The organism is Streptomyces sp. SID13031, assembly GCF_010548305.1.
GTDB lineage: Bacteria > Actinomycetota > Actinomycetes > Propionibacteriales > Kribbellaceae > Kribbella.
Genome location: NZ_JAAGLV010000001.1, coordinates 437,306 through 452,903, shown reverse-complemented (window position 1 = coordinate 452,903; position 15,598 = coordinate 437,306). Strand labels below are relative to the sequence as shown.

The 15,598-nt window shown below is 67.0% G+C and carries 9 protein-coding genes; 4 read left to right on the top strand and 5 right to left on the bottom strand.

All coding sequences use genetic code 11. The features are described from left to right. Positions 1-199 precede the first annotated feature (199 nt). Positions 200-2,101 (top strand): hypothetical protein, encoded by a 1,902-nt coding sequence (locus tag G3I17_RS02025; protein ID WP_164593323.1) that lies wholly within the window; start codon positions 200-202, stop codon positions 2,099-2,101. Between the two features lie 36 nt (positions 2,102-2,137). On the opposite strand, the gene G3I17_RS40320 is transcribed toward G3I17_RS02025, so the two are convergent. Continuing rightward, positions 2,138-2,629, bottom strand: coding sequence for a MarR family transcriptional regulator (locus tag G3I17_RS40320; protein WP_164593321.1), 492 nt, complete (start codon positions 2,627-2,629; stop codon positions 2,138-2,140). A 67-nt stretch (positions 2,630-2,696) separates the two neighbouring features. On the opposite strand from G3I17_RS40320, the gene G3I17_RS02015 reads away from it, so the two are divergent. Together G3I17_RS02015 and G3I17_RS02010 are read left to right on the top strand one after the other, a co-directional pair. Beyond that, entirely contained in the window at positions 2,697-3,467 is a 771-nt protein-coding gene (locus G3I17_RS02015) for a hypothetical protein (RefSeq protein ID WP_164593319.1), read from the top strand. Positions 3,468-3,480: 13 nt separating this feature from the next. Continuing rightward, positions 3,481-4,311 (top strand): alpha/beta hydrolase, encoded by an 831-nt coding sequence (locus tag G3I17_RS02010; protein ID WP_164593317.1) that lies wholly within the window; start codon positions 3,481-3,483, stop codon positions 4,309-4,311. 48 nt (positions 4,312-4,359) lie between these two features. Here the strand turns inward: G3I17_RS02010 and G3I17_RS02005 are convergent, their stop codons facing one another. Further along, a complete protein-coding gene (locus tag G3I17_RS02005; RefSeq protein WP_164593315.1) occupies positions 4,360-5,379 on the bottom strand; it encodes a LacI family DNA-binding transcriptional regulator in 1,020 nt (339 codons plus the stop codon). Between the two features lie 109 nt (positions 5,380-5,488). After that, entirely contained in the window at positions 5,489-7,672 is a 2,184-nt protein-coding gene (locus tag G3I17_RS02000) for a discoidin domain-containing protein (RefSeq protein WP_164593313.1), read from the bottom strand. A 280-nt stretch (positions 7,673-7,952) separates the two neighbouring features. On the opposite strand from G3I17_RS02000, the gene G3I17_RS01995 reads away from it, so the two are divergent. Then, positions 7,953-8,900 carry a DUF1996 domain-containing protein gene (locus tag G3I17_RS01995; RefSeq protein ID WP_164593311.1) on the top strand — a complete coding sequence of 316 codons (948 nt, stop codon included), beginning with the start codon at positions 7,953-7,955 and terminating at the stop codon, positions 8,898-8,900. A gap of 61 nt (positions 8,901-8,961) precedes the next feature. Here G3I17_RS01995 and G3I17_RS01990 read toward each other — a convergent pair whose 3' ends face one another. After that, complete coding sequence (locus tag G3I17_RS01990) at positions 8,962-9,963, bottom strand: sugar phosphate isomerase/epimerase family protein (protein WP_164593309.1); 1,002 nt, start codon at positions 9,961-9,963, stop codon at positions 8,962-8,964. Positions 9,964-10,190: 227 nt separating this feature from the next. Then, positions 10,191-15,569, bottom strand: coding sequence for a ThuA domain-containing protein (locus G3I17_RS01985; RefSeq protein WP_164593307.1), 5,379 nt, complete (start codon positions 15,567-15,569; stop codon positions 10,191-10,193). Positions 15,570-15,598 lie beyond the last annotated feature (29 nt).

Sequence of the window (15,598 nt, the reverse complement as noted above, 5' to 3'; positions counted from 1 at the left end):
CGCTTCCATCGATCCACGCTCCTGCTCGGGACGCCGCTGCCGGGGGCCTTCACAGCTAGGTCGGAGCTGATCACCGGATCTGTACATTCGAAGGAACCTCGCTTCTCATGTTTGTTGCTGACGCAATCACCTTGCACACAAGGTGATTCGAGCCGGAGTCGATTTGGCGGGCATTCATATATGACATAGAATCGAATGCATGTTCGAGTCACTTGATGTCAGTGAGTACACGGCCCGGGAGACGCTCTCCTCGGTCGGCGAACTGCACGTCCAGCGCAACTGGATCGATGTCGAGATCCTGCGCCACGGCCTGCACTTCGCCGACCTCCATCCCGGCACAGCCACTGTCTCCGACCACGAATTGGTTCCCGGCGGCGAGCAGAGCAGGGTCTACGGCGGTACCGGCTGCCCGAGTGTTGCCGAGTTCGCGGTGGCCGAGTTCGGGGTGATGATCGGCCGCAGTACCACCTCGGCGGCCAAGTACATGGGTCAGGCCCTGGCGTTGCGTCATCGCCTGCCCAGGACCTGGGCTCAGGTCTTGTCGGGGCACGCCACCGCGTGGAAGGCCTGCAACATCGCGACGGCCTGCAGGGACCTGTCCGAAGAAGCCGCCGGCATCGTCGACCGCCGCGTCGCAGACATCGTCGACACGCTGAGCCCACTGCGCCTGCACAACATCGTCAAGGCCGCCCTGTGGGAAGCAGACCCCGTCACCGCCCGCGCCCAGGCGGAGGAGAAGGCCCGCGAACGCGGAGTCTGGGCCGGCCGCACCGACGACCACGGCACCACCACCTTGTTCATCAAAGCCCCCACCTGCACCGTCATCCGCATCGAAGCCACCATCAACCAGATCGCCAACACCCTCGCCGCGCTCGGCGATACCACCTCCCTGAACGAACGCCGAGTCCGAGCCCTCGACATCATCGCCGACCCCGCCCTAGCCGCCGAACTCCTCCAAGTAGCCCGCCACCTCACCACCACCCCCTCCGCCCCCGAGCCACCCATCGACTCCGAAGCACCCACCGAGCCCGCACAACCCACCACCGCCCCCGGCACCCCTGCCCGGCCTGCGACCGCGGCTCCCGCCTCCGGCGATACCCCTGCCCGGCCTGAACCTGCGTCCCCCAAGGAACCCACGCCATCCGCTGAGCCCAAAGCGACCGCTGGACCTGCGCCGCGCACCGGCTCCTTGTCGCCTGCAACTCCCGCGACTGCCAATGAGCCCGCGCTGCCTACTGAGCCTGAGGAGCCAGCCGCCGCAATGCCCACCGCGGCCACCGCGGCCACCGCGGCCACCGACAGTCCATCCGCGGCGGCGTCTACCGACGCTCCGCCCGAGGCTGCATCTGCTCCTGGTTCTCCCGCTCCGACGGACACCCAGGCGGACTCGCACGCGGTGCGCTGGCCGTGGGACGACGACACCGACACCGACACCGACACCGACACCGACACCGACACGCAGGCAACTCCCGCCGTGCCTGACGCGTACAGCGAAACTCCCGGATCCGATGACTCCGTCGCTTCCTCAGCGGACGTGCCCGACTTCGACGCCGCGGCACGCAGGGAACTCATCGGGAAACTCGCCAACCTCAAACAGACCACACGACGGCAAAACAACGGAACGACGCTCTACCTCCACATCACCGACGAAACACTCCTCGCCGGTGAAGGCGTCGCGCGCGTCGAAGGATTCGGCCCCGTACTCGTCACCCGACTGGAAGAACTCATCGGCCACAACCACGTCACCATCCGCCCCGTCATCGACCTCCACGACAAGCTCTCCGCCGACTCCTACGAGATCCCCCAGCGCATCCGCGAACACATCAAACTCCGCTACCCAGCAGAACAATTCATCTACGGCACCGGCGAAAGCAGCCGCGCCACCGACCTCGACCACATCGAACCGTTCAGACCGGACGGCCCACCAAAACAAACAAACACCGACAACCTCATCCCGCTAAGGCGATTCAGCCACCGGGTCAAAACCCACGGCGGCTGGCAAGTACACCGCCTAACCGACGACGCCCTCGAATGGACCACCCGCCACGGCTTCAAATTCATCGTCGACCACCGCGGAACCCGCCCAGCCGACCGGCAGTGAGATGTGAGGTGTGAGATGCCAGCGGCTGAGCCGCATTCACTGCTGCTCGGTCGAGTGGACGAGGGTGCGAAGAAGGACGGTCAGCTGATCCTGCTCGGCCGGCGGCAACTGGTTGACCAGGTCGACCTCGACCTTGGTGATGTCACCGAGCGCCTGCTCCCAGATCAGCAGGCCGGCGTGGGTGAGCGTGGCGACGACCTTGCGCCGGTCGTCGCGATCGTGGTGGCGGGCGACGTACCTCTTCTTCTCGAGTGCATCCAGCCGGTTCGTCATCGCGGCCGGAGACAACCCGAGTTGAGTCGCCAGCCGGCCCGGCGTCGACTGGTACGGCGCCCCGCCCCGGCGCAGCATGTGGAGCGTCTTGAAACCCCACCATTGCAGGCCATGCTCGGCCAGTACTGCGTCCCGCCGGCGATCCAGATAGCGCCCCAGTACCTGCAACCGGGTCGCGATCCCCTCGACCCGCAGATCCATCACCGGCAACTCCCGGCTCCACAACTCCACGTGCGCATCGATCGAATCCTTCACCCGGCGAATGATTCAGCGACTGAAGCTTTGTTGTCAAACCTTTCGACATCGAAATACCCTCGCGCTCATGACTCAGATCGCGCTCTCTCCACTCATCCGGTCCGGTCTCACCCTGATGCGAGCGGGCCGCTGGAACGACGCCACCGAACTCCTCGCGGCCGCCCGGCCGGACACGCCGGACGAACGCCTCGCTCTCGCCGCCGCCCTGGCCGAGGTCGCCGTCGACCAGGATTTCGCCCAGCAAACCGACAACGCCGACCCAGCGCTCGTAGTACTAGCGGAAGCGCTCTCTGAAACGCCGGATGCCTGTACCGGTTGGGATTTCACCTTCCTCCGACTCCGGAAGGACTACGGCACCGCGCTCGTCACCGGCGCGCGAGACTCAGGTGCCGAGTTGGCTGGGCGAGCTCGCCAGCTCAGCGAGTCCGCACCCGACGAGAGCCGCTCCGGCCACGCCTGGTTCTACGCCGGCGTGATCGCTGACAACCTGCTGGACAGCCCCGCCGACGCCTTCGCCGCCTACAAGACCGCGCTCGATCTCGGCGAACACTCCGACGACGACCTCCTCATCTCCTTGGCCCTACGCCACCTCGGCGACCATGCCCACACCGCCGGCGACCTCGCCTTGGCGCGCCTCCACTGGGAGCGCTCTACCGAACTACGCCAGAAGATCGGGCATCTCCTGGGCGCCTTGGCCCAGCAGACGCTCCTCGCAATGCTGGCTCGAGACGAAGGCAACCCAGCGGCGTCGATCGCCCTCGCCACCGAGGTCAACCGGTGGTCCCACCAAGTCAACATCCCTTTCCTACAAGCCCAATCCGCCGACCTCATGACATGAAAGAATCGCCTAGGTGATCGAAGAACGCATCCAGGTATCCCCCGAAGTCGAGCTCTTCGTTGCCCACTCCCCCGGCCCGGCCGACAACACGTTGCTGGTCATCCACGGCGGACCTTGCTGGGATCACACTTACCTCCGCGAGCCTCTGATCCAACTAGCGCCCGCCCACCGCCTCGTCTTCCCAGACCTCCGCGGCTGCGGCCGCTCGACCGGTGGACTCCCGGCCGATCGCTACACCCCAGACCTCGTCATCGACGACCTCGTCGGCCTGCTTGATCACCTGGAGGTCGAGCAGGCGGACGTACTGGGCTTCTCGTACGGCGGCCTGATCGCGCAACGCCTGGCTCTGCGCACCAACCGGGTCCGCCGCTTGATCGTCGCCTCCAGCAGCATCCCGCCCGTAGCACCCGATGCCTTCGGCAACTGGCCCGAACGCACCGCCCGCCAGGCCGAGGAAACCCCCACCGACCTCGAAGGCCCAGAACGCAACCGCCACAACGCCATCACCGGTGCCCGCGCGAACGTCTGGCGCGCCGATTCCCTCCCCGACTACCTGACCCGCATCAACAAGATCCACTTCACCAACGACTGGGACGCCCCCTACCTGGCCGGCATCCTCCCGTCCCCCCGCTACCCAGACGCCCTAGAGCGCTTCACCACCAGCGCCGTGCCGATCCTCCTACTCCACGGCCGCCAAGACATGACCTTCCCAGCACATCTGGCAACCGAAGCCGCCACCCTCATCCCCACCGCCGAAGCCGTCGTCCTCGACGAGGCGGGCCACATGACCCACATCGACCAGCCAACCGCCTGGCTGAACGCAGTACGGGACTTTCTACGGTGAGCCTGCGCACGGAATGATCGGTGGATGACTAGGCGCGTGGGGTTGGAGTCAGGCTGATTCTCGGGGGACCAGGTGGGGGTCGAAGATTACTGAGGTGGGGGGGAGGGTGGGGTCTTCGATGTGGGCCAGGAGGATTCGGGCCATTTCGGCGGCCATTTCTTCTACTGGCTGGGCGACTGTGGTTAGTTGGGGGCGGGTCGAGTGGGCTGGTCCGCTGTCGTCGAAGCCGACTACTGCTACCTCGTCGGGGACGGTGCGGTGGTGGGATTGGAGGACCTTGAGGGCGCCTGCGGCCATCAGGTCGTTGGCGGCGAAGACTCCGTCGAGGTCGGGGTGGGCTGCCAGCAGCTCGGTCATCGCTTGTTCGCCGCTCTCGCGGGTGAAGTTGCCCTTGGCAACGGGGATGTAGGCCTGGCCGTGTCTTGCCATCGCGTGGCGGAAGCCGGTCAGGCGGTCTTGGGCTGCTGGTACGTCGCTGGGGCCGGCGATGGTGACGACTCGGCGGCAGCCGCGGGAGACCAGGCGGTCGGCGGCTAGTGCGGCGCCGCGTTCGTGGGCGAGGTCGACGTAGCTGATCGGGATGTCCTGGCCTGGGCGCGCAAACAGCACGGCCGGGATCCCCGCAGCGACGAACAGACCGGGCAGCGTGTCATCGGAATGGGTGGAGACGAGCAGCGCCCCATCCGCCTTGCCCTGGCGGACATAGCTCACCGCATCCGCCCGCGCGGCCTCGGAGTCAGCCAGTACCAGCGTCGGGTGCACCTTCTGCGGCAGCAGGCTCTTGATGACGCCGGACGTGATCCGACCGAAGAACGGGTCCCCCAGCACCTGCTCCGCGGAGCCGTCCGAGCCCGAGATCACCAGTGCGATCGCGCCCGCCTTGCGGGTGACGAGCGACCGGGCCACGGTGTTCGGGATGTACCCGGTCGACCGCACCGCCGCCTCGACCTTCGACTGCATCCTGGGGTCGACGGTCAGCACGCCGTTGATCACCCGCGACGCGGTGGCACGGGAGACGCCCGCCGCCTTCGCGACGTCCTCCAGGGTCGGCGGCCGATTGCTGTTCATGGCACCGGATCGTAGCTGCGTCAAGCTCTCCCCCTCGATCATTCATCCACAGGCGCGGAGTTGCGGGTACGGCGGCCCGCTGCCCACGAGCCGCCGTACCCGGGCGTTGTCAGTTGCGGTAGATGCCGAACTCGTAGAGCGAGTAGCCGAAGCCGGTACCACGCTGGGTGCCGGTCAGCCGGACGTACCGGCCAGTGCCACCGGAAGCCACGGTGTCGACGTCACCGTTGCCGTCCGTGGTACTGAAGACCGGCCGCCAGTTGTTGCCGTCGTCAGAGGCCTCGATCCGGTACTGCCGGGCGAACGCCCCCTCCCAGATCAGCTGGATCCGGTCGAACGACTGCACCGAGCCGAGATCCACCTGCACCCACTGCGGATCCGCCCAGTCGCTCGCCCACCGGGTCGTGTTGTTCCCGTCCGTCACGTTCGACGGCGGGTACGGCGCTCCGTTGCCGACCTGCTGGTACGACGAGGCCGTCGCCGGCTTGCCGCGAGCGATGTTGGCGCCCTGCTGTGGCGGCGCCACCACCCGGAAGGACTTGGTCTCGATCCCGACGTTGCCCTTGCCGTCGCGGACGTAGTCGTACAGCTTCCACACCCCGAGCCGCTCGGGCACGGTCACGGTGAACGGACCGTTCCCGCTGGACGGCGTACCGACGAGTGCGCCGGAGCCGTCGATGTACTTGCCGCCGACCCTGAACTCGTGCGTCAGCGCGTCCCCATCAGGGTCGGACACGTTGACGTTGACGGTGATCGTGCCACCGGCCGGGACGTCGGTGGTACGGCTCAGCGTCATGCTGGTGATCAGAGGAGCAGTGTTGCCGCCACCGGCGCCGCCGAAGGCCTGCCGGACGGCGTAGTACGAAGGCCGCTTCAAGCCAGCGGGTGTCAGGTTGAACCACACCGCGCCGAAGTCGTCCTCGACGCCGTAGTGGAACAAGGTGGCGCCCAGTGCGACCCCTGTGTGCCCGATGATGCAGTTCCAGGCCTGCAGGTAGCCGTCGCGCTTCTGGAGGTCAGTCGGCTCGGTCGGTACGCCGTTGACGTCGTTCGGCACCTCCCACTCACCAGCGGGTCCGGCCTCGGTCAGGATGTACGGCTTGTTGTAGCCACCGTTGATCCAGTCCTGCTTCACCTGGCACACGTTCCCGTACGAGTTGACCGCGAGCAGGTCGAGGGCGGGCGTGTACTGCTTGTAATACGGCCAGGCGCCTGTCCACGCGTCGGTCGAGGTGACCGGGTGGTTGGCGTCGATCGCGTGGATCGCCACGGTCGCCTCGTTCACGAACCGCGCGTACGCGATCCGCTGGTTCTCCAGCTCATTACCGGAGTAGCAGTTCTGCATGCCGAGCACGGACTCGTTGCCGACGTTCCACATCAGCACGCCCTGGTTGTCCTTGTACTCCGTGGTCCAGCGACGGATCTCGGCGAGCATGTTCGCCTTGTACGTCCCATCGGTCACGTAGTTGACGCAACCGCCGCTGCCAGGCCCACCACCAGGTTGGAGCCAGAAACCGGCGATCACGCGCATGCCATTGGCGGCCGCGGCGTCGAACAGCGGCTTGGAGCTGGCGTCGGTGCCCCACGTACGGACGGTGTTGACGCCGATCGCCTTCAGCCCGGGCAGCCGCTGGGCGCCTTCCGTTGCCGGCGGCCCCCACGTGAGGCCCTTGACCTGCCATGGCGCGTTGTTGACGAGCAGCTGCCAGTTCCCTTGGCTGCCGGCGACACGAACGGTGCCAGTGCCTTGCGGCGGGCCGGTGTCACCGCCGGTACCGAGCACCTGGAACTCGTACAGGGACATGCCGTAGCCGTTGGCCCGCTTGACGCCGAACATCCGGACGTAGCGGCCGGTGCCGTTCACGTTGAGAGTCTCGTTGCCGCCGGGGCCGGCGACCGTGGTGTAGATCGGGGTCCAGGTCTGGCCGTTGGCGGAGACCTCGATCCGGTACTCCTTGGCGTAGGCCGCCTCCCAGCGCAGGACGACCTGCTCGACCGTGGAGGTCGCGCCGAGGTCGATCTGGAGCCACTGGTTGTCCTGCCACAGGCTGGACCATCGGGTGTTCAGGTCGCCGTCCACGGCGGCAGCGGGCGCAGTACTGGCGCCTTCCGATGACGAGGCCGTCACCGGGCGCCCTTGGGACAGCAGGGTGGCCGCTTGCGCGGGTTGAGCCAGTAGTACGACATTGCCGAGCAGCACAACGGCTGCTGCGACGGCGGCGGCGATCGCCGATCGGCCGCGATATCTGCGCCGGGCGGGCTGCAGACGGACGCGACGGGTCGCGAAGTCCATCGGGTACTCCTTCGCTGGGGTGCGAGAGCGGGGCGGGGCGGTGCGAGCAAGAAGGGCAGAGAGCGCTCTCTCGCGCTCTGATAGTTGCGGCCGTGTTACCTGCTTGTCAACGGCTCGTCACGCTCAGCCGGTTCCGGAACCAACAAGCACTTGACAGTTGAAGCGCCCCGGAACAGGCTGTTTCAGAGAGCGCTCTCCCGCGACGTCCACCGCGGGTTGCCCCGTAGTTGCAACAGCATGGCTACCGCCCCCGCGGAATCCCCCGACCAGGAGGAGATCCGTGTTCAAGAGAAGGAACAAAGCCCTGTCCGCAGGCGGCATCGCCGCCGTCATCGTCGCCTCGGCACTCGCCGTCGTGACCGGCTCCTCGGCGCAGGCCGACGAGCTCGTCACGCACCACGAGTTCCAGGTCAACTGCAACCTGCACCACCGCGCCACCAACGACCCGATCGTGTTCCCGAACATGCCGGGTGCGTCGCACGAGCACAGCTTCGTCGGCAACCCCACGACGAACGCCGCCACCACCCTCAACAGCCTCAACGCGGCCGGCCCGGGCGCGACGACCTGCCAGAACCCCGACGACCTGTCGGCGTACTGGTGGCCGACGATGTTCCGCAACAACGACCCGGTTCCGCAGACCTGGCGCCAGACCATCTACTACAAGTCGGGCATCCTGCGGTACCAGGACGTCCGTCCGTTCCCGGCCGGCATCAAGTTCGTGGTCGGCAGCCCGAGCGCGACGCTCGACCAGTTCCGCACCGCCCCCGGCGCGGTCGAGGGCTTCGAGTGCGGGGACATCTCCAAGAGCTGGGACATCCCGGCGTACTGCACGCCTGGCACCCAGGTCAACGTCCGCTACCAGGCCCCGAGCTGCTGGGACGGCGTGAACCTGGACTCCCCCGACCACAAGAGCCACATGGCCTACCCGGTCAACTACGTCTGCCCGGGTGACCACCCCGTCGCCGTACCGATGCTCGAGTTCAAGATCTCGTTCGAGGCCAGTGGTGACATGGCGGGGACCAGGTTCGCCAGCGGTCGTGGCTACACCTGGCACTACGACTTCTTCAACGCGTGGGACCCGCCCACACTGGCTGCCCTGGTGAGCCACTGCATCAACGGTGGCCTGCAGTGCAACGGCAAGGGCTTCGACCTCTACAAGCCCAACCGCGGTCAGATCCTGGGCGACAACTACCGCCTCCCTGGCCGACCGACCATTCCAACCATCTAACCGAAGAACCCCCTGCGGTGCTGGAACCGGGGAAAGGGACCAGCACCGCAGGGACTTGCCGCTATGAGGAGAAGGCGGCGTCGAAGGATGCGGTCGGCGGGTCGAAGGCTAGGGACTTGATGAACTGGAGAGCTTCGGGGGCGCCGACCAGGCGGTCCATGCCGGCGTCTTCCCATTCGACCGAGATCGGGCCGGTGTAGCCGATCGTGTTGAGCATTCGGAAGCATGCTTCCCAGGGGACGTCACCGTGGCCGGTGGAGACGAAGTCCCAGCCGCGGCGCGGGTCGCCCCAGGCCAGGTGGGAGCCCATCCGGCCGTTGCGGCCGTTGCCGACCTGGCGTTTCGCGTCCTTGCAGTCGACGTGGTAGATCCGGTCCTTGAAGTCCCACAGGAAGCCGACCGGGTCGAGGTCCTGCCAGACGAAGTGGCTCGGGTCCCAGTTCAGCCCGAACGCCGCGCGGTGCCCGATCGCCTCCAGCGTCGCCGTCGTCGACCAGTAGTCGTAGGCGATCTCCGACGGGTGCACCTCGTGCGCGAACCGCACGCCCACCTCGTCGAAGACGTCCAGGATCGGGTTCCACCGGTCCGCGAAGTCCCGGTACCCGGCGTCGACCATCGACTGCGGTACCGGCGGGAACATGGCGACGGTCTTCCAGATCGACGATCCGGTGAAGCCGACCACCACGTCGACGCCCAGCCGGCGAGCGGCGCGCGCGGTGGTGGCCATCTCCTCGGCCGCCCGCTGCCGCACGCCCTCGGGGTCACCGTCGCCCCAGATGTGCGCGGGCAGGATCGCCTGGTGCCGCTGGTCGATCGGGTCGTCGCAGATCGCCTGGCCGAGCAGGTGGTTGGAGATCGTCCAGACCTTCAGGTTGTACTTCTCCAGGATGTCCAGCCGGTTGCGGACGTACCCGTCGTCCTCCGCGGCCTTGCGGACGTCGAGGTGATCACCCCAGCAGGCGATCTCGAGTCCTTCGTAGCCCCAGTCGGACGCGAGCCGGGCCACCTCCTCGAACGGCAGATCGGCCCACTGGCCGGTGAACAAGGTGATCGGTCGTGCCATCTCCATCTACTCCTTTTCCAGAGAACAAAGGGGTGTCCCACGGCGCCGTGGCCGGAGCGCTGGTCACGGCGCCGGGGACCGGGACCGGACTGGCCGGTCCCCCGTCGACCGCGCGAAACCGCTCTCTCGTTTCCCGGGGCGGGGCCGAACCACCTCGGGTCACGACAGCTCCTGTCCGCCTCTCCGCGTCGGACAGGGTGCGGTCTCGCACGGCGACGATCATCGGGTCAGATCCTCGCTCTGAGGTCCTGGCCCACAGCTGTGAGCAGCGTCCGCGCCGGTACGTCGGTGACCTTGGCCGCCTCGGCCAGGTACACGTCCATCGCGGTACGTGCCGCCGCCAGACGACCCTTGCCGTGCTCGCGCTCGGCCGCGCGGAGCTGCACCTTCATCACCACGGTGGGATCCAGAGGCAGCGTCCGGACGTCCCGGTAGCGCTTGACCACCTCGATGGCCTCGGCGTACGTCGCGATGACGGTGAACGGCACCTTCGTCACCGAGGTGTTGCCGGCCTTGTCCGATGCCCGGGCGATCACCTCGTGCGCACCCAGACCGAGCACCATGCCATCGAGTTTGCCGGTCGCCGGGAAGGCTTTCCCGTCGATGGTGAGCGTGACGCCGGCCAGTCCGGAGAGCGCGTCCGTAGCAGTCGCCGCGACCGTTGCCAGACTCGCCACCCCGAGGTCACCACCGGCTGTCAGACCGGTCACCGTGGCGGCCGGTGCGGTCTTGTCGATCTTGACCGTCGCCGACTTCACCTCGGACACATTGCCCGCGGTGTCGCTGGCCCGCACCTGGACGGTGTGGGTGCCATCCGCCGTGAGGCTGACCGCGTGGGTGTACTCGGCCCAGTCGCCGCCATCGACCTTCTGCTCGATGTACAGCTGACCCGGCTGGTTGTCGGTCGCCATCGCCGTCGCGACGACCGCGTCGTTCCACCAGCCGTTCGTGCCGGAGGGCGCCGATGGGTTGACCGACAGGTTCACCTGCGGCGCCACCGTGTCCTTGATCAGCTTGAAGTAGTCGAACTTCGCCGTCTTCGACGCGACCTGGTCGACACCGAAGGCATAGATCCCGAAGCTCGCCGAGCTCAACGCGGTGTTGGTGACGGCCGGTAGCGCCGTCCACGCCAACCCGTCCGCGCTGTACGAGCCCGTGTACGTCGTACCGGTCTTCGCAAGTCGCAGGTACCAGACACCTTGGGTGGGTGCCGGCGATGCGTTCGGCTGAGGATCGAGGACCACGTTGTTGACCTCGCTGCGCAGCTCGATCCCTCGGGTCACCGTGCCGCCGGAGGCGTTCGTGGTGATGAAGTCGAGCTTCACGTAGTTCGCGTCGTCGCCGTAGACCATCAGACCGCCCTGCTGGTACGCCTCGTTGAACGCAGACCCGTCCACCTTGGTCTCGATCGTCCAGTCACCGTCGGGAGCCGGCTGCAGCAGCAGGTTCTTCGGGTTCGTGGCCGTGCCCTGGTAGATGTCGCCCTTGCTCGTGTCGATCTCGAGGCCACCACCGGTCACCCGGTACGCCGCGGCGTCCGGCCGCACGCTCGCCGACCAGCGGCAGGCGTCCAGCGAAGTACCGTCGAACTGGTCGTCCGGGGTGGGTGCCTCGGCGGTGTCGTCCGGCGTGATGGTGAAGTAGTCGAACTGCGCCGTGATCGGCAGCGCCTCGGTGCGGTTGGCCAGCCCGAACAGCCCGATCTTCGGGTTGCTGATCCCGGCCAGCTGCTTGGTCTCCGACATCTCCACGAACGTCGCGCCGTCAGCGCTGTACGACGCCCGCAGGTTCTGGCCGTTGCTGGTGAAGCGGACCCAGACGGTGTCCGGGTACGCCGCGCCCAGGTTGGCCGTGTTGGACGCAGCCACCTCGTTCGGCGTACCGGCCTCTTCGCGGATGAACTGGAAGATCCGGTCGTTGGCCGAGGCGGCACCCGTCGAGCGCCCCTGGATCACCATCTTCGCGTAGTTGTCGTCGTCTCCGTAGACGATCAACCCAGCCTGCTGATACGCCAGCCGAGCTGGCAACGTCAGCTTCGCCGTCGCCTGCCATGCCCCGGCCGGGAGCGGCTGGAGCACGATGTTCGGCGTACCGGTGTTGCCCGTGCCGTAGATGTCGGTCGCCGTCAACGGCAGCGTGAGGTTGCCGTTGCTGACGGCAAGCTCCTGGTTGCCTCTGACAATCGAGTTCCAGCGGCCGGTGTCGAGAGTCGTGCCCTCGAAGCCGTCCGAGCGACCAGTCAGGCAGGTCGGCGGAGCTGACGCATCCACCTTCACCTGCACATGCGACGTACCGGCTGCACCCTTCGCGTCCGTCACTGTGACGGTCGCGTCGTGAGTGCCGGCGGTCGTGTAGGTGTGGCTGACCGTGGCGCCGGTGGCGGTGGCGCCGTCACCGAAGCTCCACTCGTAGGACAGCGGCAGATCGCCTTCGGGGTCGGTCGCCGTCGCGGTGAAGTCGACCTTCAACGGCGCCTTGCCCTGCAGCGGTGTCGCGGTGATCGCCACGTTCGGGCGCTGGTTCTCCGTCACGCCCTTGCCGATGAACTTCACCCAGTTGACATTGAGCTGCCCGGTCGTCTTGACGAAGTACAGCGGTCCGCTGGTCAGCGAAGCGCCGGACACGTCCGCGGTGAAGTTGCCGTAGGTCTGCCAAGCACCTGTCGGCGTGACGTTGATGGTGGCAACGATCGGTCCGTCGGTCGGCGAACCTTGGCGCACCTGCACCGTCGCACCCGTCTCAGGCGAGGCGGCGCGCAACTGGAGCTGGTTGATCCCGGTCAGGTTCGTCGGCTTCCAGCCCCACCAGTCGCCGTCTTCGATGAACCCGATGTTCTTGCCACCACCGGCGACGTCACCGGTGTCCTCGACCTGTACGCCGGGCGTCGCGCCCGGGCCGCCGGTCTCGTTGAAGTACTCCGCCTCGCGCGTCTTCGGCTGGAGCTGGACCACCTTCTGCGTGGTGATCCGGCCCGAGCCCGGGGCGCCCTTGTCGGTGTAGGTGACCGTCACGATGCCGAAGATGTTCGCGCCGACGTGGCCGTCGTCACCCGGCAACGGGAAGGTCCCGGTGCAGCCGTGGTACTGCTCGTACGGGTGCGCGTGCTCGTCATGGCCGAGCGCGGGCTGCGTGATCACGTCGTTGCAGTCGACCGTGCCGTCCTCGGGGTCGGTGACGGTGACCTTGTACTTGATCGTGTCGCCGAAGTCGAAGAACCCACCGTCGGCCGGGCCTTCCACGGTGATCGTCGGCGCGGTGTTGCCGGCGGTGATCGTCTTGTTGGAGACCGCCGTCCGGCCATCGCTGTCCGTCACGGTCAACCGGGCGCTGAACACCCCGGCGGCCGTGTAGGTGTACGAGGGCTTGGCCTCGGTACTGTCCGTCGTCCCGTTGCCGTCGAAGTCCCAGGCGAAGGTGACCTGCTGACCATCCGGATCACGCGAGCCGGTCGAGTCGAAGGCGACCGTCAGTGGTACCGGCCCGGATGTCTTGTCCGTCGTGAACTGGGCCAGCGGCGCCCGATTCCCTTGTACGTAGTCGATCCGGTAGATCCCCGAGTCGGCGTTGTTGCCACCGAACCCGCTTCCCCACTCGATCACGTAAAGCGCGCCGTCCGGTCCGAACTGCAGCGCGTGCGGGCGGATGAAGTTCAGCTTCTGCAGCATCCGCGAGACGTCCGCGACGCCGGCCCGGTCGTCCTTCAGCTGGACCGAGAACAGCCGGCTGTCGTTCCAGTCGGCGAACACGGCCTTGCCGTCGAAGTACTTGGGCCACTTGCGATCCGAGTCGCTGTCCGGGTCGAACTTGTACGCGCCACTGGTCATCGGCGCACCGCTGCCACCGATCTCGGGCACACCGCTCGTCGACTTGCCCATCCACAGCGTGGCCGGAATCGCCGCCGGCAACTGGTTGATACCGGTGTTGTTCGGCGAGCTGTTGACCGGTGCCGCGCAGTTGAAGGTCGCCCCGGAAGTACTGGTGGCGAAGTCGAAGTCGTTGTACGGCGTGTTGTTGCCGACGCAGTACGGCCAGCCGTAGAAGCCGGGCTTGTCGAGGATGTTCCACTCGACCCGGCCGTCCGGGCCGCGGGTCGGCGAGACCTGGCCGGCATCCGGACCGTAGTCGGCGACGAACAGGTGGTTGGTGGTCGGGTCGATGCCGATCCGGAACGGGTTCCGGAAACCCATCGCGAAGATCTCCGGCCGCGTCTTCGCCGTTCCGGCCGGGAACATGTTGCCCGCGGGGACCGTGTACGTGCCGTCGGCCTCGGGGTGGATCTTCAGCACCTTGCCGTTCAGGTTGTTGCTGTTGGCAGCGCTGCGCTGGGAGTCCCAGGCGGCGCGGCCGGCGCGCTCGTCCAGCGGCGAGTAGCCGTCGGAGTCGAACGGGTTGCTGTTGTCACCAGTGGCGACATAAAGGTTGCCGTCGCCATCGAACTCGAGTGCTCCACCCGCATGGCAACACTCATTGCGTTGAGTGTCTATCTGGAGTACCTGTATGGCACTCGCCATGTCGAGCGTGTCCCCGGTGACCTTGTAGCGCGAGACCTGGTCGAAGGACCCACTGCCGGCCGGTGAGTTGTACAGATAGATGAAGCCGTTCTGGTCGAAGGCCGGGTCGAGTGCGATGCCGAGCAGCCCGAACTCCTGACCGGTATAGACGCTGAGGGTGCCGGCGGTCACCACCGTGCCGTCAGTCTTGATGATCTTCACCGCGCCGTTGCGGTCGATGTAGAAGACCCGGCCGTCCTTGGCGATCGACAGCTCCATCGGGTTCGCGGTGTCGTCGTCCAGCGTGACCTTCTCGTAGCTCTCGCTCAGCGACGCGCCACAGTCGGCCGGCTCGACGCCCGCCGCGGTCTTGATCCCGCCGAGCAGCTCCTTGCGGAAGATCGGGTCGGCGTACGACTCGATCGTGTGCCCCATCCCGGTGTACCAGGAGCGGCCGCCGTCATAGTCCTGGCACCACACGATCGGGTGCTCGGCGCCCATGTTGCCGCCGGTGTACGACGTCTCGTCGAGCGACGCGAGCACGTGCACAGCGCCACGCGGGTTGGTCCGGTAGTTGTACCACTCGTCCGTCCGCGGCCAGAGGGTCGGCGCGTCGGCGGTCGACGGGTGCGCGTGGTCCTCCACCTTCACCGTCGCGTTCGGCGTACCGGCCGGGTGGCTGTCGAAGTAGCTGCCGACGAGCTTGCCGTACCAGGGCCAGTCGTACTCCGTGTCCGACGCCGCGTGCACGCCGGCATAGCCACCGCCGTTGCGGATGTACCGCTCGAAGGCGGCCTGCTGGTCCGCGTTGAGAACGTCACCCGTCGTGGACAGCCAGATGACGACCTCGTACTTCGCCAGCTCGGTGTCGTTGAACATCGCCGCGTCCTCGGTCGCGGTGACGGTGAAGTTGTTCTCGGTGGCAAGCTCCTTGATCGCCTGGATCCCGGCCGGGATCGAGTCGTGCCGGAAGCCGGCCGTCTTGCTGAAGATCAACGCGTTGAAGGTGTCGTCGCCGTGCCCCGGATGGGCCTGGGCGGTGGTCGCCGACAACGGGATCGCCAGCGCGGCGATCAGGGCTAGCATTAGTGTCCCGAGCCTGCGTAGCTGGATCATGGGGGTGCTCCTCATGGGTCGGATAAGGT